13 protein-coding genes are annotated in these 22,750 nt (G+C 63.6%); 9 read left to right on the forward strand and 4 right to left on the reverse strand.

Annotated features, from left to right (window positions below):
• Positions 1–28 precede the first annotated feature (28 nt).
• A complete protein-coding gene (locus C0V82_RS17060) occupies positions 29–1,279 on the reverse strand; it encodes a pentapeptide repeat-containing protein (protein WP_102113672.1) in 1,251 nt (416 codons plus the stop codon).
• A 358-nt stretch (positions 1,280–1,637) separates the two neighbouring features.
• Here C0V82_RS17060 and C0V82_RS17065 point away from each other — a divergent pair, with 358 nt between their 5' ends.
• Entirely contained in the window at positions 1,638–5,135 is a 3,498-nt protein-coding gene (locus C0V82_RS17065; protein WP_102113673.1) for an indolepyruvate ferredoxin oxidoreductase family protein, read from the forward strand.
• Between the two features lie 38 nt (positions 5,136–5,173).
• Here C0V82_RS17065 and C0V82_RS17070 read toward each other — a convergent pair whose 3' ends face one another.
• Genes C0V82_RS17070 through C0V82_RS17080 form a run of 3 tightly spaced genes read right to left on the reverse strand, consistent with a single transcriptional unit; the run spans position 5,174 to position 8,916 of the window.
• The gene (locus C0V82_RS17070; protein WP_102113674.1) at positions 5,174–6,688 is read right to left on the reverse strand and encodes a peptide ABC transporter substrate-binding protein; all 1,515 of its coding nucleotides are present in this window, start codon (positions 6,686–6,688) and stop codon (positions 5,174–5,176) included.
• Positions 6,685–8,028, reverse strand: coding sequence for an ATP-binding protein (locus C0V82_RS17075; RefSeq protein WP_102113675.1), 1,344 nt, complete (start codon positions 8,026–8,028; stop codon positions 6,685–6,687). The genes C0V82_RS17070 and C0V82_RS17075 overlap by 4 nt, the downstream gene beginning before the upstream one ends.
• Before the next feature lie 60 nt (positions 8,029–8,088).
• Positions 8,089–8,916: an alpha/beta fold hydrolase gene (locus C0V82_RS17080; protein ID WP_102113676.1), complete on the reverse strand. Its 828-nt coding sequence runs from the start codon at positions 8,914–8,916 to the stop codon at positions 8,089–8,091.
• Positions 8,917–9,121: 205 nt separating this feature from the next.
• Here C0V82_RS17080 and C0V82_RS17085 point away from each other — a divergent pair, with 205 nt between their 5' ends.
• The 8 genes from C0V82_RS17085 (at position 9,122) to C0V82_RS17120 (ending at position 22,745) form a co-directional block, all read left to right on the forward strand.
• A complete protein-coding gene (locus C0V82_RS17085) occupies positions 9,122–11,572 on the forward strand; it encodes an ATP-binding protein (protein WP_158660007.1) in 2,451 nt (816 codons plus the stop codon).
• A gap of 40 nt (positions 11,573–11,612) precedes the next feature.
• The gene (locus C0V82_RS17090) at positions 11,613–12,392 is read left to right on the forward strand and encodes an acid phosphatase (RefSeq protein WP_102113678.1); all 780 of its coding nucleotides are present in this window, start codon (positions 11,613–11,615) and stop codon (positions 12,390–12,392) included.
• A 465-nt stretch (positions 12,393–12,857) separates the two neighbouring features.
• On the forward strand, positions 12,858–15,923 hold the full coding sequence (locus C0V82_RS17095) for a TonB-dependent receptor plug domain-containing protein (RefSeq protein WP_199772575.1): 3,066 nt from the start codon (positions 12,858–12,860) through the stop codon (positions 15,921–15,923).
• A 59-nt stretch (positions 15,924–15,982) separates the two neighbouring features.
• Positions 15,983–17,569 (forward strand): rhamnogalacturonidase, encoded by a 1,587-nt coding sequence (locus C0V82_RS17100; protein WP_102113679.1) that lies wholly within the window; start codon positions 15,983–15,985, stop codon positions 17,567–17,569.
• Between the two features lie 17 nt (positions 17,570–17,586).
• The gene (locus C0V82_RS17105; RefSeq protein WP_102113680.1) at positions 17,587–18,336 is read left to right on the forward strand and encodes an SDR family NAD(P)-dependent oxidoreductase; all 750 of its coding nucleotides are present in this window, start codon (positions 17,587–17,589) and stop codon (positions 18,334–18,336) included.
• Between the two features lie 145 nt (positions 18,337–18,481).
• On the forward strand, positions 18,482–19,546 hold the full coding sequence (gene rhaT / locus C0V82_RS17110; RefSeq protein ID WP_102113681.1) for an L-rhamnose/proton symporter RhaT: 1,065 nt from the start codon (positions 18,482–18,484) through the stop codon (positions 19,544–19,546).
• Positions 19,547–19,551: 5 nt separating this feature from the next.
• Complete coding sequence (locus tag C0V82_RS17115; RefSeq protein WP_102113682.1) at positions 19,552–21,159, forward strand: glycoside hydrolase family 43 protein; 1,608 nt, start codon at positions 19,552–19,554, stop codon at positions 21,157–21,159.
• Complete coding sequence (locus C0V82_RS17120; RefSeq protein ID WP_102113683.1) at positions 21,156–22,745, forward strand: MGH1-like glycoside hydrolase domain-containing protein; 1,590 nt, start codon at positions 21,156–21,158, stop codon at positions 22,743–22,745. Before C0V82_RS17115 ends, C0V82_RS17120 begins: the two co-directional genes overlap by 4 nt.
• Positions 22,746–22,750: the final 5 nt, after the last annotated feature.

Genomic DNA, 22,750 nt, shown 5'->3' on the forward strand with positions numbered 1-22,750 from the left:
TGGGGGTGGCGTCACCTGCCGCGATGCATCATTGCCAGCGGGCGCGGCGCAGCTCTGGGGCGTTGGTGGCATTGGGATCCAGGCTTGCACCCCGCAGGTCGGTGGCGGCGAAGTTCCCGTCACTGAATTTTGCCCCTTCCAACCGGGCACCGCGCAGACTGGCCCCGCGCGCATCGGCGCCGGCCAGATTGGCCTCCCGAAGGTCGGCGGGCCAGTCGCGGCCCATCGACTGACCATCAGCGCCGCGCAAAGCGACAGGACTGAACTGCGTGTCGAGCAGGCTGGCCTCCCGCATGTCTGTACGGGCCAGATTGGCGCCATCGAAGACGGCATCGCGCAGTTCCGCCCCCCGGAAACTGGACCCCGTCAGCTTGGCCATCCGCCACATGGAGCCACGCAGATTAGCCTTGTCGAAGCGGCCATAGGTGATCTCTGACCCCGACAGGTCGCAGCCGGTCAGATCGGCACCGGTCAGGTCGGGCTTCATCAGCACCATGCGCAGCCCTTCGCGACCATTGCTGATAATCCAGCGCTGATGCTGCGCGATGGCTTCACGGACCTCGGGGGCCAGTTTGCCATGGTTGGCGCTGAACACCGCGCCATCGGTATAGGCGGCCTTGAAGTTGGCGGCGTCAGGCGGGACATTGCGTAACCGTGCATCGCGCAGGTCAGCACGGGCAAAGTCGGCGCCGGTCACCTGGGTATTGTCCAGAATGACCGCCTTCATCTTGGCGTCGGCAAAGCTGGTGCCGCGCAGATCGGCCCCCGACAGGTTGGCGGCGAACAGGTGCGCGCCCGACAGGTTGGCACCCGCCAGATTGACATTGCGCAGGTCCGCGCCCGACAGATCGGCACCCGCCAGCGAGGCATTGGCCATGTCGGCACCGGTCAGATTGGCCGTCTGCACCACCTGCTGCTTAACCTTGCCAACCCAGATCACCAACTGGCCCTGACGCAGGTCTGCCCGGTCGAAACAGGCACCGCGCAGGTTGGCCCCGGCCAGATTGATGCCGCGCAGATCGGCACTGACGAGACTGGCCCCAACCATGTCGGCGCGTGCCAGATTGGCCCCGAACAGGTCCGTCCCGTCCAGATTGGCAACGCGCAGGACGGCATCTTCCAGGTTCACGCCGCTTAACAATGCGTTGCGCATGTCGGCGTTGGGCAGGCTGGCGCTGCGCAGATCCTGTGATTTCAGTTCCAGCCGCTTGCCGCCCGGACGCCCTTCCAGGAAGCGCTGATGCAGGGTCAGCGACTGCTGAAGGTCGAAATCCGCCACCGCCGTCCTTTCTCTGCAATGTTGCCGATTTATGCTCTTCTGGAAACCTGATTACCACGAAAGAGGGTTAACAGGCCTGCCCGATTCCCCTGCCCGAAAGCATAGCTCGAACTGCTTGTCCCCCGGTCCGGGGTGGTGCGCGAATCGGTCCGCGCCCGATGCAGTGCGATGCCGCATTGCAGCAGTAATAATGCACCTGAAACCCCGGAAATCCATGCACGAATCCACGCGTCGGGAGATCGGTTTTGGACCGAAAATAAGTCAGTAGCATTGACCTATTTTCGTGGTTACGGTCTAGGCAGGACAGGGTCAATAATCGGACCTAACATAGCGGTCCGATAGGGGAGGGTATTAAGAAATGGCCAACGCCGCCCGCACGCTTGCGACCGTCGCGCTAGACGACAAATACACCCTTCAGCAGGGCCGCGCTTTCATGACCGGCACCCAGGCGCTGGTGCGCCTACCCATGCTGCAACGGCAGCGGGATCAGGTGGCGGGCCTGAAGACGGCGGGCTTTATCTCCGGCTACCGCGGCTCGCCGCTGGGTGCCTATGACCAGGCGCTGTGGCAGGCCCGGAAGTTTCTGGCCAAGGGCGATATCCACTTCCAGCCCGGCGTGAACGAGGAACTGGGCGCCACCGCCGTTTGGGGCAGCCAGCAGGTGAATCTCTGGCAGGGCGCTAAGGTCGATGGCGTGTTCGGCATCTGGTACGGCAAGGGCCCCGGCGTGGACCGGTCCATTGATGCCATCAAGCACGCCAATTTCGCCGGGACCAGCCGGCATGGCGGCGTCCTGGCCTTTGCTGGTGACGACCATAGCTGCAAGTCCTCCACGCTGCCGCACCAGTCGGATCAGGCCTTCATTCATGCCTTCATGCCGACCATCAATCCCGCCGGTGTGCAGGAATTCCTAGATCTGGGCCTGATCGGCTTTGCCCTGTCGCGCTATTCTGGTGCCTGGGTCGGCTTTACCTGTATTGCCGACACGATCGATACCACGGCCATCGTTGATATCGATCCGGCGCGCATCATCATCCAGGAACCGACCGATTTCGAACTGCCGCCCGGCGGGCTGAACATCCGGCTGCATGACACGCCGCTGATTCAGGAAGCCCGCATGATCGATTGGAAGCTGGACGCCGCGCGGGCGTTCGCGCGGGCCAATCGCCTGGACAAGGTAGTGTTCGGCCATGGCGCCCCGCGCCTGGGCCTGGTCACGATCGGCAAGTCGTATCTGGATGTACGTCAGGCCTTGGACGAGTTGGAAATCAGCGAGGAGATGGCGCGGGAATGGGGTCTCGGCATCTATAAGGTGGCCATGGCTTGGCCGCTAGAGCCGCAGGGCATGCGCGCCTTTGCTCAGACCACCGAGGAACTGCTGGTGGTTGAGGAAAAGCGCTCCGTCCTGGAAAGCCAGATCAAGGAGCAGCTTTTCCACTGGGATCGTCGCCCGCGCGTGCTGGGCAAGACCGACCATATGGGCAAGCCCTTGTTCACGGAGAAGGCGGAACTCAACCCCGTGGATATTGCCCGCGTTCTGGCCGGGCGCATCCTGTCCTTTGGTCCGAACGATTACGTGTCGGAGCGGCTGGCCCGTATGGAGCACCGGGTGCGGCAGAACACGCCGTCATCGACCACGGTGCGCACGCCCTTCTTCTGCTCTGGCTGTCCGCACAATACCTCTACCCGCCTGCCCGATGGCAGCCGTGGTCTGGCCGGCATCGGCTGCCACTACATGGTGACCTGGATGGGCCGTAACACGGAAGTGTTCAGCCAGATGGGCGGCGAAGGGGTACAATGGATCGGGCAGTCGCCGTTTTCGGGTGAAGAGCATGTCTTCGCCAATCTGGGCGATGGCACCTATTTCCATTCCGGCCTGCTGGCGGTTCGTGCCGCCGTGTCGGCCAAGGTCAACATGACCTACAAAATCCTCTATAATGACGCCGTCGCCATGACGGGCGGGCAGCCGGTGGACGGCACCCTCTCCGTCTATGATATCGCCCAGCAGCTGGACGCGGAGGGCGTGAAACGCATCGTGGTGGTAAGTGACGGCCCGGAAAAGTATGGGCTAGGTCGTGGCCTGCCCCATGGCACCAAGATTTTCCATCGTGACGAGCTGGATCAGGTGCAGCGCGACCTGCGCCAGGAAAAGGGCGTCACAGTCATCATCTATGAACAGACCTGTGCCGCCGAAAAGCGTCGCCGCCGTAAGCGCAACAAGTATCCCGATCCCGCCAAGCGCGTGGTGATCAACGAGCTGGTCTGCGAAGGCTGCGGTGATTGTTCCGCCAAATCCTCCTGCCTGTCGGTGGTGCCGGTGGAGACGGAGTTCGGGCGCAAGCGGCAGATCGACCAGTCCAGCTGCAACAAGGATTTCAGCTGCCTAAAGGGTTTCTGCCCCAGCTTTGTGACGGTTGAGGGCGGTAGCTTGAAGAAGCCGAAGCCGGCGGCGGCCAAGGGCGACGATTGGGGTATCTTGCCGGAACCGGCCATCCCGACCCTGGACAAGCCCTGGAACATCCTTGTCACCGGGATCGGCGGCACGGGCGTTGTTACCATCGGCGCGATCCTGGGCATGGCCACACATCTGGAAGGCCGCGGCTTCACCGCCATGGACATGGCCGGTCTGGCGCAGAAGGGCGGGTCGGTGACCAGCCATCTGCGCATCGCCGAACGGCCGGGCGACATCCATGCCAACCGCATTGTGGCCGGTGGCGCCGATCTTGTGCTGGCCTGCGACATCGTCGTGGCCGCCAATGCCGATGCCCTGTCCAAGATGGCACCGGGTCGCACCCGCGCGGTCGTGAACACCGCGGAGACAATGACGGCGGCCTTCATCGCCAATGCCGATGCCACAGTGCCGTCGGGCAGCCTGACCCGCACCATCGCATCGGGCGTGGGTGGGGCGGAGGCCGTGTCGGCCATCGACGCGCAGAAGGTCGCTACCGCCCTGTGTGGTGACAGCATCGCCACCAACATGTTCATGCTGGGTTATGCCTATCAGAAGGGGCTGGTCCCGACCTCGGCCACGGCGATTGAAAAGGCGATCGAGCTGAACGGGGCGGCGGTGAAGATGAATACCGACGCCTTCCGCTGGGGCCGCCGTGCTGCGCTTGACCTGACCCGTGTCATCGATGCCGCAATCCCGAAGCAGGAAAAAACGGGCGCCTTCGGTCACCGCCGCGCGTCGGAGACGCTGGCGGAGATGGTCGAACGCCGTATCGCCTATCTGACGGACTATCAGGATGCTGCCTATGCCGGCCGCTACAAGGCCATGGTGGATCGGGTGCAGGCCGTGGAGGCTGACCGTACGCCGGGCCGCGACGCCCTGTCCCGCGCAGTGGCCCGGTATCTGTTCAAGCTGATGTCCTATAAGGACGAGTATGAGGTGGCGCGTCTGTACAGCGATGGCCGTTTCCAGGCGCAGGTGGCCAGCCAGTTCGAGGGCGACTACAAGCTGAAATTCCATCTGGCCCCGCCGGCCACATCCGCGCGCGATCCGATCACCGGCCATCTGAAGAAGCAGGAATTTGGCCCCGCCATGATGCTGGGCTTCAAGATGCTGGCGAAGATGAAGGGTCTGCGCGGCGGCAGCCTGGATATTTTCGGCCGCAACCCCGAGCGGGTGATGGAGCGTCAGCTTATCACCGACTATATCGCGGTGGTGGAGGAACTGCTGGCCGGCCTGTCGCCCGCCAACATGCATCTGGCCGTCGATATCGCCAGCATCCCGGAGAAAATCCGCGGCTTTGGTCATGTGAAGGAAGACCACCTGCACAAGGCCAAGGCGGAGGAAGCGGAACTTCTGGCCCGCTGGCGCCGTCCGGTTTCGCCGGTCAGTGCGGCAGCAGAGTGAGTGACAAGGGCGGGGGCCGACGGTTCCCGCCCTTGTCTTTATGGCCTCAGCGTCAGATACCGCAGCGGATGGATGTCATAGGTGTTGCCCCGCCATCCGCCCACGCGGGGCGATACCAGATGTATGGCGCTGCCGAAGGCGACCGGTATCACCCGCCGGCTTTCCAGCAGGGAACGTTCCAGGGCCTGTATCTGTTGCGCCTGTCCCGCCGGGTCTGTTGCTGTGACCGCCGCATCCGGCGGCAGGAAGGGGGATAGGGCGTAGAAGGGCGAGTAGGAAATCCAGCTGGTGTAAAGGAAGCCCTGGAAATCCTTCTGACGCTGCCGGGCGCTGACCATGCGGGATTCCAGCCCGACCAGATCTGTTTCCACGCCTAAGACCTGTTTCCATTGCGCCGCGATCGCGATGACCCGGCGGCGGATCGCCTCCACGCCGGCAAACACGATTTCTACACGTGGCGGCGGCGTCCCAGCACCGTAGCCGGCCCGGGCCAGGGCGTCACGGGCCGCCTGCCGTCTTGCCTCCCCCGTCAGGACCTTGGGTGCGGGCGGCCTATCCTTGCCCCAAAGGCCGGGCGGGATCAGTCCATAGGCCGGCAGGGCCCGGCCCTGCGCATCGGCCACCAGTTGATCCCTATCCAGCGCCAGTTCCAGCGCCTCCAGAATGGCGGGATTGTTGCGCCACGCCGCGCCATCGGGGTTGGCCAGCATTAAGGACAACAGGGTCCAGGGATGGATCTGCACGGCATCCGGCAGGTTGGTGCGGGCCCATTCCAGCATGGGCGCCGGAACCGTGCTGGTAATATCCAGTTGGCCCGTACGGAACAGGCTCAGTTCCAGTTCCGCCTTTTCCGCCACCAGCGCTTCGATGCGGGCGATCTTCACATTGGCCGCCCCATGCCATTGTTCCGCGCGGTCCAGGATATAGCGGTCCTGCAGCCGGTGTTCGCTCAGGCGGTAGGGGCCGTTACACATCAAGGTACCAGCCCTGGAAAAGCCATCGCCATGGGCCGCCAGGGTGGGGCCATGGACGGGCAGGGTGAGGCGGTGGGCCAGCACCATGTCGAAATCCGGCACAGGCCGCTCCAGACGGACCACAAGCGTCCGCGCATCCGCGGCTTGGATACCCAGCCGGTCCGGTGGTAGCAGACCCTGGCGGACGGCCGCCGCATTCTCCACCCCATCCAGAAGATCAGCGATGCCCGACCGTGTCGCGGGATCAATGGCCCGGCGCCAGCCCCGGACAAAATCCGCCGCCGTTACCGCATCGCCGTTCCACCAGCGGGCATTGCCGCGCAGATGGAAAACCATGGTCAGGCCATCGGCGGCATGGTCGACCCGTTCCGCCACGCCTGGCACGGTGCGGCCATCGGCATCGCGGGTTAGCAGCCCTTCGCACAGGTCCAGCAGCAGGCGGGCGGCCGAAATCTCAGTACCCTTGTGCGGGTCAAGCGTTTCCGGTTCCGGCCCGATGGCGACACGCAGCGGTTCTGCGGCAGGAGATGGGACGGCTAGCAGCAGGGCGGACAGCAGGAGAGCGACAATCCGCATCATCCCAGCACCGATGCCGTTGTGCCGGCACGCACCAGGGGATTGAGGCTCAACCCATCGCCTGCATGTTCCAGCATGGATTTGCTATCCAGTCGCGCCAACCAGCGGCGTGGCTGATCGGCACCCGCACGGGACAGGACAAGCTCCGCCTCTGCCCGCGTGAAATCGCCGGGCAGGGTGGACAGGATGCGCAAGGCGCGCTGTTCGGTATCGGTCAGCATCCCCAGCGCCCAGGTCATGGCGGCACCGACGGAGCGGTGGCGTGCAGGACCGGGCCGGCGGACCAGGGGGAGTGCCCGCATCGGGTCCCGGCTGGCATCCGCGGTGGCGGACAGCCCCAGCAGGCTGGCCGCGCGGGCCGCAATCTCCACCCCCAGCGGCACACCACCCAGTTGACGGCAGATCCGAACGATGGATGGCGTGGCATCTGTGTCGATCCGCAGGCCCGCAGCATTGGCGGCTGTCAGGAACAGGTCCATAGCCGGCGCCGCCTCGGTATCGTTGCTGGGTATGGCCAGCGGCGACAGGCGGACACAGGCCTGTCGCAGGCGGCCATGGGCAACGTGACTGGTGATCAGTACGGACAGGCCCGGACAGCCCGCCAGCAGCCGCAGCACCAGGTCTTGTGCGCAATCTTCCAACCCTTCCGCGCTATCGAGCAGCAGCAGGGTCTGGCTTTTGCCGACCTGATCCAGCAGGGCAGCGACGGGGTCGGCTCCCGGTGTTCCGCCCAGTAGGGCCAGGATATGACCAGCCAGCGACGGTGCATCGGGGAAAAGGTGGCCGTTCATCGTGGCCAGCCAGCGCCCATCCGGGAAATCGCCGGTCATCATGTTGGCTGCGGCCAGGGCCAGCCTTGTCTTGCCAATGCCCGAGAGGCCGGTAATCACGAGCAGCCGGTCGCGGCGCAGGCGGCGCATGGCGTTAGCCAGTTCCACCTCCCGCCCCGACAGGGGGGAAAGGGGCAGGGGCATGTTGCCCGCTGTTACGCTGCTTATGGCTGTCCCACCGGTGGCCAGCCGATAGCCGCGCCCATGCACCGTCAGAATGACGCTGCCATCGCTGTCGCCGATGGCGGCCCGCAGGCCCGAAATCTGCACCGCGACATTGGCGGGATCGACGATCTGTCCGGGCCAGACACGGTCCAGCAGCTGGGCCGCCGATACATCCTGCCCGGCATGGTCGGCCAGGATGGACAGCAGGGCTGTGGCCCGGCGGCCCAACGGTACAAGGGTACCACCCCGGCTGGTCAGCCGGCGTGTTTCCCGATGAAACCGGTAAGCCCCGACAGCCAGTTCCGCCGTCAGTCTGTCCTGCCCGAACTGTCCAGGGTCTGGCCGCATCGTCACACCCTCTGCTGCCGTCGCCCCCACCGTCCGGGCGGGAGCGACGGCATGTTAACCTTAAGCGCTGGCGAAGGCCAGAAGGTCGGCGTTCAACCGGTCCTTGTGCGTATCCGTCACACCGTGCGGGCCGCCTTCATAGACCTTCAGATCCGCGTGGGGCAACAGCCGCGCCACGGCGCGCCCGGCGGCATCAATGGGCACGACCTGATCGGCGTCGCCATGGATCACCAGCGTCGGCAGGTCCCCGAATTTCTTCAGGTCTTCGGTGAAGTCGGTTTCGGAGAAGGCCTTGATGCAGTCATAGGTGGCCTTGTGGCCCGCCATCATCCCCTGCATCCAGAAGCTGTCGATCATGCCCTGCGACGGCTTGGCGCCGGGCAGGTTGAAGCCGAAGAACGGGCCGGAGGCGATGTCCTTATAGAGCTGTGACCGGTCGGCAAGGCTGCCGGCGCGGATGCCGTCGAACACCTCCATCGGCAGGCCACCGGGATTGGCATCGGTCTTCAGCATCAGCGGCGGTACCGCGCCGACCAGGGCGATTTTCGCCACCCGCGCGCGCCCATGGCGGGCGACATAGCGCGTCACCTCCCCACCACCCGTAGAGAAGCCGACCAGCACCGCATCGCGCAGGTCCAGCGTCTCCATCAACTGCGCCAGATCGTCGGCGTAGGTATCCATGTCGTGACCATGCCAGGGCTGGCTGGACCGGCCATGGCCACGGCGGTCATGGGCGATGGCGCGGAAACCGTGGCTGGCCAGATGCAGCATTTGGTTCTCCCAGCTGTCCGAATTCAGCGGCCAGCCATGGCTGAAAACCACGGGCCGTCCTGCACCCCAATCCTTATAGTAGAGCTGCGTACCGTCATCGGTGATGATCGTGCCCATGGGTCTTCTCCGTGCTGTATGGATGCCGCGCACGCCCCTCTGGTTTCTGGCGGGGGTGCTGGAGGAAACTATTCAGCCGGAACGGTGAGCAACGCATGTTAAAATAAATAAAATCAATTTCAGCTTTTGGGCGATGACCGATAAATAGTTGGTGGAATTGACGATTTCAGGGCAAAGCATGGGCGCTGGTCAGGGCGGAACATATGTGCTGGATCAGGTCCATCGCCGGCTGCTGCGCGACGGTCAGCCTGTGCCGCTGGGTGATCGCGCATTTGACCTGCTGCGCGCGTTGGGGGCTGCGGACGGGCAGCCGGTAACCGCTGCTGACCTCACGGCGCAGGTCTGGCCCGGTGTTACCGTCAGTGCCGGCAATCTGCGGGTTCAGGTGCGGGCGCTGCGTCGGGCGCTGGGCGACGTTGCCATTGAGAATGTGCCCGGCGTGGGCTACCGGCTGGCGCTTGCCCTGGTGGCTCCGGCGTCGCTTGAACAACCGGTTGTCGACAAGCTTATAGGACGCGGGGCAGAGCTGGAAAGGCTCCGGGACATGCTGTCCCAATCCCGGCTGGTCTCCATCGTCGGTCCAGGTGGGGTGGGCAAAACCAGTCTGGCGCGTGCCTTTGCGGGTGGTCAGCCGCTGCGTGTGATCCATGTCGAACTGGCCCCTGTCCGGCAACCGGGTCTCGTGCCCGTGGTGACCGCCGCTGCGCTGTCAATGAAGTTCGTGGGCGGCGATCTGCTGGCAGCGGTGCGTACAAGCCTGTCGGCTGAGCCAACCCTGCTGGTCCTGGACAATGCCGAACATCTGCTGGACGAGGTGGCGGAGTTTGCAGACGGCCTGTTAAGCGCCTGCCCCGACGTCCGGCTGCTGCTGACCAGCCGGGAGCCGTTGGGATTGGGCGGGGAGATGCTGTTGCATCTCTGTCCCCTGATGGTTTCGCCGGAAGATGAAACCGATCCGGACGCAATCCGGGCCTCGCCGGCGGTACGTCTGGTGCTTCGTAACCATGCTCGCGCCGGCTGGCCGCCGCTGGCCGATACGGAGATGCCTGCCTTGGCCCGCCTTTGCCGGCACCTGGATGGGTTGCCCCTGGGGCTAGTGCTGCTGGCGGGTCTATTGCGTGACTGCACTGTTGAAGAGGTGGTTCAGGCGCTGGAGGGTCGGTTCCAGGATCTGCCCCTACCGGACGAGGCCGGGTATCGCCATGGCAGCCTGACACGCATGCTGGACTGGAGCGTGGAAACGCTGTCGGCGCATGAAAGGCTGCTTTTGTGCCGCCTTTCCGTGTTTTCGGGTGTGTGGACCGTTGAACAAGCGGTTGCGGTCTGTGGCATCGCTCCGCTGCGGTCCGGCGATGTGCCGGGCCTGGTGGCGGGGCTTGTTGCCCGCTCCTTGGTGGCGGGGCCGGGACAGCGGCGGGAACCGGGCCTCCGCCTGCTCGATACGATCCGCCAATACGCGCTGGCGCTGGAGCCGGGCCTTATCGATCGCGATCGGCTGCGGCCCCGCGTGATCGATTGGCTGGAAAAGGAGACCTACCGTTTTCTGCGGATCAAAGGGCGGGTCAGTGCCGCGAATGAACCGCTGCGCCTTGACGTCGCTGATGTCCGTTCCATGCTGGTCTGGGCATTGGGTGGCGAGGATGTTCTAAGGGGCCAGGAACTGGCCATCATTTCATGCCGGCTCTGGAACTATATCGGTCCGATGAACGATCTGGTCCAGTATGTGTTGCGTGCCTGGGAATTGTGCAATGATCAGACCCCGCCGCATATCCGGGCGACCCTTGGCCTGCTGATCCATGGCGAAGGGTTACCTGTCCGGCTGGCACAGCATGCGCACCGTGATGTGTATGCCCGCACGGAGTTGGTGACCGCCCTGGACGCTGTCAGGGCGCCCGGTGTCCCGCATGTGATGCGGGTGGATGGGTTGATGTCTGGCGGCTATATCCACTGGTATACGGGGGATGCCGAGGCCTGTCTGGCGCTGTGGGCCGAGGCAGGGACCTTTGCCGGACAGCATGAAATGCATCCCGACCAGGTGAAACTATTGTCGTTGGCAGGTTGGCTGAGGGCCGAAATCGGTGATGCCGACGGTGCCCGCCGGGAGTTCAGCCAGGCCCAGTCTATCGCCGAGCAGCAGGGCCTTTATCGTAATCTTCCGCTGCTGCGGTTGGCAGATGCCGAATTCAATGTTGGCAATCACCAAGCGGCCATTGAGATTGCGCGCCGGGCATTGAGCCTGAACGAGCCGGCCATGCCCGTGCTGCGACAGACGCTGCATGCCAACCTATCCTCCTATCTTCTGCTCTGCGGTCAGATGGATGAGGCCTTGGTGCACGCACAGGCCGCCCTCATCATCACCCGTCGCATCCAATACAGCTTCGCCTATCCCTGGACGCTGGAACGTGGCTCCCTGCTGGCCGTCAGGATGGGCCAGATTGAACTGGGTCAAAAACTGGCCGCGTTGGGCGACACCCTGGTCCAATCCGGTACGCGCAGGCGAAGCGGGCCGGAACGTGCCCTGCATGCACAACTGACCAACGAACTGAGACCGAACGCCGAAGCACAGCCTCCAGCGGAGTGGCCGGTGGAGGAAGCACTGGAGACGCTGTCCGCCTTCTACGCCGCACATCTGTCGTCCCCGTCCAACCGAACATGATAGTGTTGATGCCGACGAGGATCGGTCAGGGACAGGGTTTATGAAGGCGAAGATTCTATTGATAGCGGTACTGATCTGCGGCGTGCTGTTCAACACGCTGCCGGCGCTGGCATTGGAGGGTGCGTCCTCCTACATGAAGGAAGGGGACATCGACCTTCTGTCGATCCTGCCCGCCGCGCCCAAGGAAGGTGACCCCCGGGCCGAGGCCGACCGCGCCATTTTCCGCGCCACCCGGAAGCTGGAAGGCTCGCCGCGCTGGCTGCTAGCCACCAGCGATGTCAGCGAGAAGCCGGATTACATGTACAGCGCCTATAGCTGTGCCATGGGCTTGGAGCTGACGGAAAAGCAGGCACCGGCCCTGACCCATGTTCTGGAAACGGCGGCGGATAACGCGTCCGATGCCAACCGCGCCGTGAAGAAGAAGTTCCAGCGTCAGCGGCCGTTCAAGTTCGATGACGGCCCGATCTGTCAGTCGCGAATTGAGGTGATGAGCTTTGATTACCCGTCAGGCCACACGACCCATGGCTGGACCTGGGCCCTGATCCTGGCCGAACTGATGCCAGAGCGGGCGTCGGCCATCTTGGCGCGGGGCCGCGCCTATGGTGAAAGTCGGATCGTCTGTGGCGTTCACAATGCCAGTGCGGTGGAGGCCGGGCGTTTGTCCGCGACCCTGTCCATGACCCGCCTGCGATCCTCTCCCGCTTTCCAGGCGGACTTAGCAGCGGCCAAGGCAGAACTGTCCGCTCTTGCGTCCCAATCTCAGCCGGATGCCGCCCGCTGTCAGGCCGAAGCCCAGACCCTGGCAACGCCGGTTCTGTGATCGATATATCTCGATGGTAGTATTCAGGGTCGATAGGTCAGTCCAGTCTAGTGAAGCTGCGGTATTGATGCCCTGAAAGCCCGTGAGAATCGGCATTCCCCGAAGTCTAAACAGTTGACCACATCGCAGTGCAGCGTGAATCACCGCACTGCGATGTGGCATTTTTGCAGCGCCAGCGCTAGACAGCGGCTCCAGGCCTGCTCGCCTATCGGCAATCCAGGCGATCTGCGGCTTTCCGCATCGATCCTGTCGCTTCAAACTCTTCAATCTGATTGTATGGATCAACTGAACATACATTATATCATATAAATATACTATGGGAGCGGTAACAAATTCGATTGACGATCCTCTCTCATTAGATAATAGTGCCTTTCAAAATATGGGATATGCGCTGAGGGCAAAAGGGGTGATCCCGGTCCCCGGCGCGTGGGCAAATCATCGAAAAGCCAAGTAGGGAGGTCACTCGTGAACAAGTGTGTAGTCAGCCGTCGCGGACGGCTGCTGAGCGGCACCGCCATTGCTGCCGCCGCTTTCGTCGGCGTCGCGTTGCCAGCGTTGGCACAGTCCACCCCCGCCTCGAATGACGTGCTGGAAGAGGTGGTGGTCACTGGCTCGCGCATTCCGCGCGCCTTCTCCGCCCCCACGCCTGTGAATGTGGTGGGCGCCGAGGAAGTGAAGCTGTCCGGTAACGTCAATATCGAGAAGATGCTGGCGCAGCTGCCGCAGGCCGTCGCCTCGCAGTTGGGCAGCGCCACCTCCAACACAGTTCCCGGTGGCTTTGCCGATGTGAACCTGCGTGGCTTCGGGGCCACCCGCAATCTGGTGCTGGTCAATGGTCGCCGCTTCGCCATCTATGGGCCGGAGCAGGTGACCGATCTGAATACCATCCCGTCCACACTGATTGCGCGCACCGAAATCGTCACCGGCGGTTCGTCGGCGGTTTATGGTTCGGATGCCATCACAGGCGTCGTGAACTTCATCATGCGCGACGATTTCGAAGGTGTCGAAGCCCGCGCCCAGATCAATCTGGACCAGCCGACGACCACCCCGACCTACAATGTCGACATCACGGCGGGCGGCAATTTCGCCAATGGCCGTGGCAATGTCGTGGTGGCCGGCAACTTCCTGGACCGTGGCGCCATCACGCGCGGCGACCGTGGCAGCTTTGCTTATGACAGCTTGTCCGATGGCTGCGTGGTCAAGGGGTCGGGCAGCGCCAATGGTGCGGGCACGCCCTTTACGCCGCCTGCGGGCCAGGGCTGCGTCGCCGGTGGCGGCGAGTTGGGCTTCATCCGGGGTGGTTCGGGCGATATCCCGAATGGCCGCTTCTCCGGCATTCCGTCGTTCGGCGGGTCCAATGCCGCGCTGAACGCCGCCTATACCGCCGCCGGTCTGGGTTCGCTGGGCTCACGTGGGTTCACCTTCAACGATGGTGGCACGACGGCGCGCCCGGCGATCACGCCGCAGGATGACTTCAACCTGGGTCCGGACAATTACCTGATCCAGCCGCAGCGCCGCGTGATGCTGAACAGCTTCGGCCATTATGATTTCACGGACAAGATCCGTGGTTTCATGGAGCTGCATTACTCCAACAATGTGGTCGACGCCCGCCTGGCCCCGACCAATGTCGGCGCGCCGACCCTGTTCAATGTGAACAACCCCTATCTGTCACCGGCCATGCAGGAGGTTTTCCGCCAGCTGGACCTGGCGGAAACTGGCACGACGACAGTGACCAGCGGTACCGCTACCCGCACTACCACGCGTGGTGATGGTCTGGCCCTTGTCACCGCCGGTCGCCGCTATGTGGAGGTTGGCCCCCGCCGCGCCACGGAACGCCGCAACACCTATCGCGGGGCCTGGGGCTTCGATTGGGATCTGGGCAGTGCGTCAGAGGATTTCCTCTCTGACCTGAACTTCAACACCTATTACACCTACGCCCGCACCGAGAATACGCTGCTGCTGCAGAACGCCATTTCGCGGTCGCGCTTGCAGGCCTCGCTGCTGTCCAACGGGTCGACGGCCCCCGTCTGTAACATCTTCGGCGCCAATATCTCCGCCGCGTGCCGTACGGCCATCGCCATCAACGCCACCAACTCCACCGTCGCCACCCAGCAGACGGCCCAGGCCAGCGTGACGGGCAAGCTGTTCCCGGTGCCGGCGGGCGATGTCGGTTTCTCCACCGGCGTGGAATGGCGTGACACCAGCGCCACCTTCACCCCCGACAGCTTCCTGGCGTCGGGCGACGTGGCGGGCTTCAATCCCGGCCTGCCGACCCGGGGCAGCACCAGCGTCAAGGAAGTGTTCGGCGAGTTGAACATTCCGCTGCTGCGCGATCTGCCGATGGTGGACGCGCTGGAGGCCAATGGCGCCTTCCGTTATTCCGACTATTCCCTGTCGGGCATCGGTTCGGTCTGGACCTATTCCGGTGGTCTGGATTATCGCGCCACCAGCGATATCGCCTTTCGTGGGCAGTATCAGCGCGCCATCCGTGCGCCCAACGTGAATGAGCTGTTCGGCGGCATCAACCGCGTGGTCAGCGTTGCCACCGACCCCTGTTCGTCCCGTGCCCCGGCAGCACAGCAGACGGCGGCGGTGCGCGCCATCTGTGCGGCTACGGGTGTGCCGACCGCCAATATATTCACGGCGGCGGTACAGCCCAACACCATCTTCGGTGCTGATTTCGGCGGCAACCCGAACCTGCGTGAGGAACGGTCCGATACCTACACATTCGGCACCATCCTGACGCCGGAATTCGTGCCCGGCCTGAACCTGTCGGTCGATTACTTCAAGATCAAGCTGGACGGCGCCATCTCTGCCCTGGGCGGCGGTCTGCAGAACACGCTGAACCTCTGTTACAACGTCATTCAGGACGCTGGCAGCGAGTTCTGCCGCGCCATCAACCGCAACCCGACGACGGGCGAGATCAACGATCCGTATGTGGCCAAGATCCTGAACGCCAATACGGGCCGCTTGCAGACGTCGGGTATCGATCTGGCGGCACGCTATTCCTTCGCCGCCGATTTCGGCTTCCCCGGCCTGTCGGATGTGTCGTCCTTCGACATTTCCACCAGCTACACCTTCCTGGATGATTTCACCTCCACCCCCGTGGCGGCATTCCCCAATATCCAGAATCACTGCGAGGGCTCGTTCGGCCCGACCTGCGGTCAGCCGCTGCCGGTCTGGCGGGGCAGCACGCGCGTCAGCTGGAATGTCGATGCCTTGCAGCTGTCGGTCCGCCACCGCTATGTCGGCAAGGTCACCACCGACCGTTACATTGTGCCCAAGCGTCAGGGTTCCGCCGCCACGCCGGCACTGGACAGCATCGCCTACCCAACGCTGGCCGCCCAGAACTACTTCGACGTCTCCTTCAACTATGATTTCAGCGACAGCCTGCAGGTCTTCGGCGGCGTGAACAATGCGTTCAACAACCGCCCGCCGATCACCACGCAGGGGCCGAATTCCAACACCTTCTCGGCCACCTATGACGTGCTCGGGCCCGAGTTCTTCCTGGGTGCTACGGTGAAGTTCTAAGTCAAGAAGCCCCTCTCCCGCCCTTGGGCGGGGGAGGGGGCATGATCGGGAGGGTGAAGATGTTCGACCGCCGTTCGCTTGTCATGGGTGCCGGGGCGATGGCCAGTGCCGGTATGGTTGCCGGGGCCGCCGCCGCCAAGACCCAACCCGCCCAGGGCGGGCCGTTCCAGGTCTTCCAGGCTGATATCCGCCAATTCGGGGCCAAGGGTGACGGCAGCGCCATCGACACGCCCGCCATCAACAAGGCCATCGATTATGTGGCCGAACGCGGCGGCGGTACTGTTTATTTCCCGCCCGGCACCTATGCCTGCTACACGATCCGGCTGAAAAGCCGCATTACGTTGTATCTGGAGCAGGGTGCCACCATCCTCGCGGCGGCACCCACCGACACCCAGGGCTATGACCATCCGGAGCCCATTCCGGACTGGAACAAGTATCAGGATTTCGGCCATAGCCATTGGCGCAACAGCCTGATCTGGGGCGAGGGGCTGCACGACATTGCCATCATCGGTCCCGGTCTGATCTGGGGCAAGGGACTGGGCCGTGGCGATGGCAAGGATAACTGGCTGAAGGACCCGTCCGGTCCCGGCACCGGCAACAAGGCCATCGCCCTGAAATGGTGCCGCAACGTCCTGCTGCGTGATTTCAAGGTGCTGGAGGGGGGATGGTTCGCCCTTCTGGCCACCGGCGTCGATAACATGACCATCGACAATCTGCTGGTCGATACCAACCGCGACGGGTTCGATATCGATTGCTGCAAGAATGTCCGGGTCACCAACTGCACCGTCAATTCCCCTTACGATGACGCCATCTGTCCCAAATCCAGCTTCGGCCTGGGCGAGGCGCGGGTGACGGAGAACCTGACCATTTCCGACTGTCTGGTGACGGGCAATTATCAGGTCGGGTCCGTCCTGGACGGCACCTGGAAGAAGATGCCCGCCGATTTTGCGCCCCTGATCCACGGGCGTATCAAATTCGGCACGGAAACCAATGGCGGTTTCCGCAACATCACCATCACCAACTGCATTTTCGAGGATAGCCGGGGTCTGGCGTTCGAGACGGTGGATGGCGGGGTGTTCGAGGATGTGACCGTCAGCAATATTGCCATGCGTGGCATTGTCGACGCGCCGATCTTCCTGCGTCTGGGCAAGCGCATGCGGGGGCCGGCGGGTGTGCCGGTCGGGTCGCTGAAACGTATCCTGATCCAGAATGTGGTCAGTTCCAGCGCCACCATCCTGCCGTCGGTCGTCGCAGGCCTCACCGAAAAGCCCATCGAGGATCTGCGCATCGCGGATTGCTATTTCCACCATGTCGGTGGCGCGCCAGCGTCTATGGCGCAGATCAATCCGCCGGAGGCCGAAATGGCCTATCCGGAAGCGACCATGTTCGGCGATCTGCCGGCCACGGGCTTCTTCATCCGCCACGCGCGGCGGGTGGAGATGACCAATGTCGAGATCGCAGTAGAAGCACCCGATCCGCGTCCGGCCATCCGGCTGGAGGATGTGAAGGACGCGGATTTCTTCCGCCTGCGCGTACCGCGCGCCGCCCCTGCCTTCGCGTTGAAGGATGTCGTCGATTTCCGCAGCACAGGCGCCCGCTGGCTGCCCGACCGGATCAATGACGGCCCGATCAATGGTACCTTCTAATCCCGAGGTCTTTTGAGATGAGCAGTTTTGCCGGGCGCTTTTCGGGGCGCAATGCGATCATTACCGGCGGCGCGTCCGGCCTTGGGCTGGCGGTTGCCCGCCGTGTACGGGCGGAAGGGGGGCGGGTCGCCCTCTGGGATCTGAATGCCAACGCCCTGGCGGCCGCCGCCACCGATGTGGATGCCACCCACACTGTGGCCGTTGATGTCGCCGATGCCGCACAGGTGGCCGTGGCCACACTGTCCAGTGTGGCGGCACTGGGTCATGTCGATATCCTGATCTGCTCCGCCGGGATCACCGGGGCCACCGCGCCGGTACAGGACTTCCCGTTGGACAGCTGGTACCGCACCATCGCTATCAACCTGCATGGCGTCTTTCATTGCTGCCGGGCCGTGGTGCCGCACATGTTGACGCGCGGTTACGGCCGCATCGTCAACATCGCGTCCGTTGCCGGCAAGGAAGGTAACCCCAATGCTTCCGCCTACTCGGCGTCGAAGGCGGGGGTGATCGGCTTCACCAAATCGCTGGGCAAGGAACTGGCGACCAAGGGCGTGATCGCCAACAGCCTGACGCCCGCCACCTTTGACAGCCCGATCCTGGATCAGCTGCCGCCAAGCCAGGTTGACTATATGCGCTCCCGCATCCCCATGGGGCGCCTCGGCATGGTGGAGGAAAGTGCTGCCATGGTCTGTTTCATGGCGTCACAGGAATGCAGCTTCACCACCGCTGCCACCTTCGATACCTCGGGCGGTAGAACCACATTCTAATTAATTCACCACAATCTAAGATCAAAATTCAGAATGTGAGAAATTTGCCGTATAAATCACCGGGCAGGACGCACTCGGCGTACCTTATGCCAAGGCACCATAGAGGCGTTCAGCCCGAAAAGGTGAAATGGGAGGATAATCAGGCATGGTTGGCAATCCGTTGCTGGGCGTTCTTTTCCACTGGTTGGGCGGTCTCGCCTCGGCCAGCTTTTATGTCCCCTATCGCGCTGTCCGGCGCTGGTCATGGGAGATCTACTGGCTGACCGGCGGCATCGTTTCCTGGCTGCTGGCGCCGTGGTTCTTTGCGTCGGTGCAAACCAACGACCTGTTGGGTGTGCTGTCGGCAACGCCAACGCCGACCCTGGTCTGGCCCGTTATCTTCGGCATGCTCTGGGGCTTTGGTGGCCTGACCTACGGCTTGACCATGCGCTATCTGGGCCTGTCGCTGGGCATGGCGGTGGTGCTGGGTCTGTGCACCGTGTTCGGTACCCTGATCCCGCCTTTGTTCCAGGGGGATTTCAAGGCCAAACTGATCGACACCGCGGGTGGCAATGTCATCCTACTGGGTCTGGCCGTTACCTTTGCCGGTATCGTGGTCGTCGCCATGGCGGGTGCGCGCAAGGATGCGGCCCTGTCGGAGGAGCAGAAGAAGGCCGCGGTGGCGGAGTTCGACTTTGTGAAGGGCATCGCCGTCGCCACCTTCTCCGGCATCATGTCCTCCTGCTTTGCCTTCGGGCTCGCGGCCGGGGAGCCGGTGAAGGCGCTGTCGGCGGCGGCTGGCACGGGTCCGCTCTGGACCGGTCTTCCTATCCTTTGCCTGGTGATGTTCGGCGGCCTGATCACCAATGCCGTCTGGTGCGGCATCCTGATCAACCGCAACAAGAGTGCCGGTGAATGGCTGGGCCGGACCAAGGACGCTGGCGAGCGTCCGCCGCTGGTCGCCAACTTCGTGCTTTGCGCCATTGCCGGTGCCGCCTGGTACTTCCAGTTCTTCTTCTACACGATGGGTGAAAGCCAGATGGGGGCCTATGGCTTCTCCTCCTGGACCCTGCACATGGCCTCCATCATCATTTTCGGCACGCTCTGGGGTTTTGCCTTCAAGGAATGGAAGGATGCGCGGCCCGGTGTGCGCCTGATGGTCTGGTCGGGTGTCGGCCTGCTGGTGCTGGCCACCATCATCATCGGTTACGGCAATCAGATGGCAGGGTGAAGATAATGCGTCGGTTCCTGCTTTCCACCGCCCTGTCCATCGCACTTCTGTCGCCCTTGACCGTGCGGGCGTCGGAACCGGCAACCTATGCCAACCCTATCCTCTATGCCGACTATTCCGACCCGGATCTGATCCGGGTCGGGGATGAGTATGTGATGGTGGCGTCCAGCTTCCATTTCTCACCCGGCATTCCGGTGCTAAAATCACGCGATCTGGTGCACTGGACCATCGTGGGGCATGTCCTGCCCAAGCTGCCCTTCGCACCCGACTATGATATGCCGGGGCCGTTTCAACTGGATGACACCAAGTCGAAGCCGGTGGACGGCACCCGCTATGCCAGCGGTGTCTGGGCGCCGTCCATCCGTCACCATGACGGCCTGTTCCATGTCTATTGGGCCACGCCGGACGAAGGTGTCTTTATGGCGACGGCGGAAAAGCCGGAAGGCCCATGGACGGTCCCGGTGCAGGTTATCGCCAAACCGAAGCTGGAAGACCCTTGCCCCTTCTGGGATGATGACGGGACGGCCTGGCTGGTCCATTCCGTGGTCGGCGCCGGCCCCATCATCCTGCATCGCCTGAGCCCGGATGGCAAAAGCGTGCTGGATGAAGGCAAGATCATCATCCAGGACAAGGAGAAGCTGCCCATCCTGGAAGGGCCGAAGCTTTATAAGCGCAACGGCTTCTACTATATCCTTGCCCCCATCGGCGGGGTGGAGAAGGGCGTGCAAGTGGCCCTGCGCTCCCGCTCTATCCACGGTCCCTATGAATGGCAGGTGGTGTTGAGCCAGGGGACAACGGCCCTGGAAGGCCCGCACCAGGGCGGCTGGGTGGAAACCCCGTCGGGCCAGGGCTGGTTCGCGCATTTCAACAGTACCGGCGCCTTTGGCCGCATCGTGCATCTGCAGCCCGTCGAATGGGTCGATGACTGGCCCGTGATGGGCAAGCGGATAGCCGGCACCTATGGCGGGGAGCCGGTGACGGTGCATCCGATGCCGGACACGGGCGTGGCCCCCACGCAGGACCGTTTACAGGACAGCGACGAATTCACGGCCAAATCGCTGGGCCTGCAATGGTCCTGGAATCATAACCCTGATGACAAGGCGTGGAGCCTGTCGGCCCGTCCCGGCTTCCTGCGCCTCACAGCGGGCAAGGCGGAACAGATTACGACCGCCCGCAACACCCTGACCCAGATTCTGCAAGGACCAGACCGGCTCATCACCGCACGGCTGGATATCTCCGGCCTGAAGGATGGGCAGCGGGCGGGCCTGTCCCTGTTCGGCGTGCGGCCCAGTTGGATTGGCGTTGCGGGGGAGGGGACGCAGAAGCGCCTGACCTTGTCGTCCGCTGGGGTGGAAACGCCGGGCCCGGTCGTGAAAGCCAGGACCGTACAGCTTCGGGCCGAGGTGACGGAGGATCAGAAGGTCCGATACGCCTACAGCCTGGATGAGGGAAAAAGTTTTCAGCCGTTTGGCGAGCCCATTCAGCTGGCCCGCTTCTCCTGGTGGAAGGGCTCCCGCCCCGCCCTTTTCACCTTCACGAAGGGGCAGCCAGGGGGCGTGGTGGATGTCGATTGGGTACGGCTGGGGCCGTTGAGCAACGGGGATGCACGATGATCCACACACTCTCCCGCCGCGCGTTGCTGTCCGCCGGTGCCGCCGGTCTGGCCAGCCTGTCCATGCCGCGCGGCGTCTGGGCCGGTGACACGCAGATGGCCGATGCTCCGCGTTTCACCACCACCAACAGCGCCTGGCAGACAGCTTATGACAAGGCGCTGGAGGTGCTGGCCGGCAATGTGCAGGTCATGCCCTATGTCACCAAGCCGGTTCTGATCGAAGGCAGCGTCTATCGCGGCATCTGGCAGGAATGCGGCCCGCATGAGGCCCTGGTCTATCGCAAGTTCCGCCCGGATGTGGCCCGCAACAGTCATCTGACTTTCTTTGAGCTGCAGCGCGCCGACGGGCAGTTGCCGGCCAATAACAAGGTGGCGGAAACCGGTTTTGGCCAGATCCAGATGGTGGTGCCCATCGCGGCCACTGCCTGGGAATTGGCGCGCGATACCGGCGACGGCGAGCTGCTGGAGGCAGCGTATCGGGCCTGTGGTGCCTGGGATGGCTGGTTGATGCGTTATCGCAACACGCGCGGGACCGGTCTGGTGGAAGGGTTCTGCACCTATGATACCGGCCATGATAACAGCCCGCGCTGGGCCGGGATGCCCAACCAGTGTCCCAACAAGGATGCACGGCGGCATCATGACCTGGCCGGGTTGCCGCGCCTGTGCCCCGACCTTTCAGCCACCATCTATGGCGCCCGCCGCGCCCTGGCCGACATGGCCCGCGCCCTGGGCCGCACCACAGAGGCCGACCGCTGGACGGAGCAGGCGGAGGTGATCCGCAACCTGATCCTGTCGAAACTTTATGTGGCCGAGGACGCGGCCTTCTATGATCTGGATGCGGAAGGCAAGTTCATCCGCGTGCGATCGGATGTGATCAGCCGGGTCTGCGGTGAGCATGTGGTGGATCAGGCGCTGTTCGACACGCTGTGGACGCGCCATCTGCATAACCCCAAGGCCTTCTGGGGCAAATATCCGCTCTCCTCCATCGCCATGGACGACCCCGCCTTTGTGCGCCCCATACCGGCCAATAGCTGGGGCGGGGCCAGCCAGGGGCTGACAGCGCTGCGCGCGCCGCGCTGGATGGACCATTATGGCCATGCAGCGGAATTTACCGAGATGATGGACCGCTGGTGTGAGGCGATCCAGGCCGATCTGACTTTCCGGCAGCAGATGGACCCCGATACCGGCCTGTTCACCCATGGGGAGGATCACCCCAACTACTCACCCACCGCGCTGGTCATGGTGGATTACACCTGGCGCCTGATCGGCGTTGTCGAAGAACCCGGCAGCCTGTTCTGGAACATCCGACCCGGCCACAAGGCGGCGCAGGGCGCGCGGCTGTCGCTGCCACTGGATGGCGGCGGGTCGGCATCGGTTGCCTATGATGCCAGGGGGGCGGACCTGACCCTGTCGGGCAAGCCATTGGCGCGCGTGGAAGGTGGGGCGGCCCGCCTGATCACCGCCAAAGACGGCACGCCACAGGCATTGCTGGGCATTTCGCCCCAGGCACAGCGCGTCTCGTTGCGCATGCCCGGTCGCGCGGTACGGCAGTTCAACCTGAAGCCCAATCAGCGTCTGGCGATCTAGCCTGG

It is taken from the genome of Niveispirillum cyanobacteriorum, assembly GCF_002868735.1.
Lineage (GTDB): Bacteria > Pseudomonadota > Alphaproteobacteria > Azospirillales > Azospirillaceae > Niveispirillum > Niveispirillum cyanobacteriorum.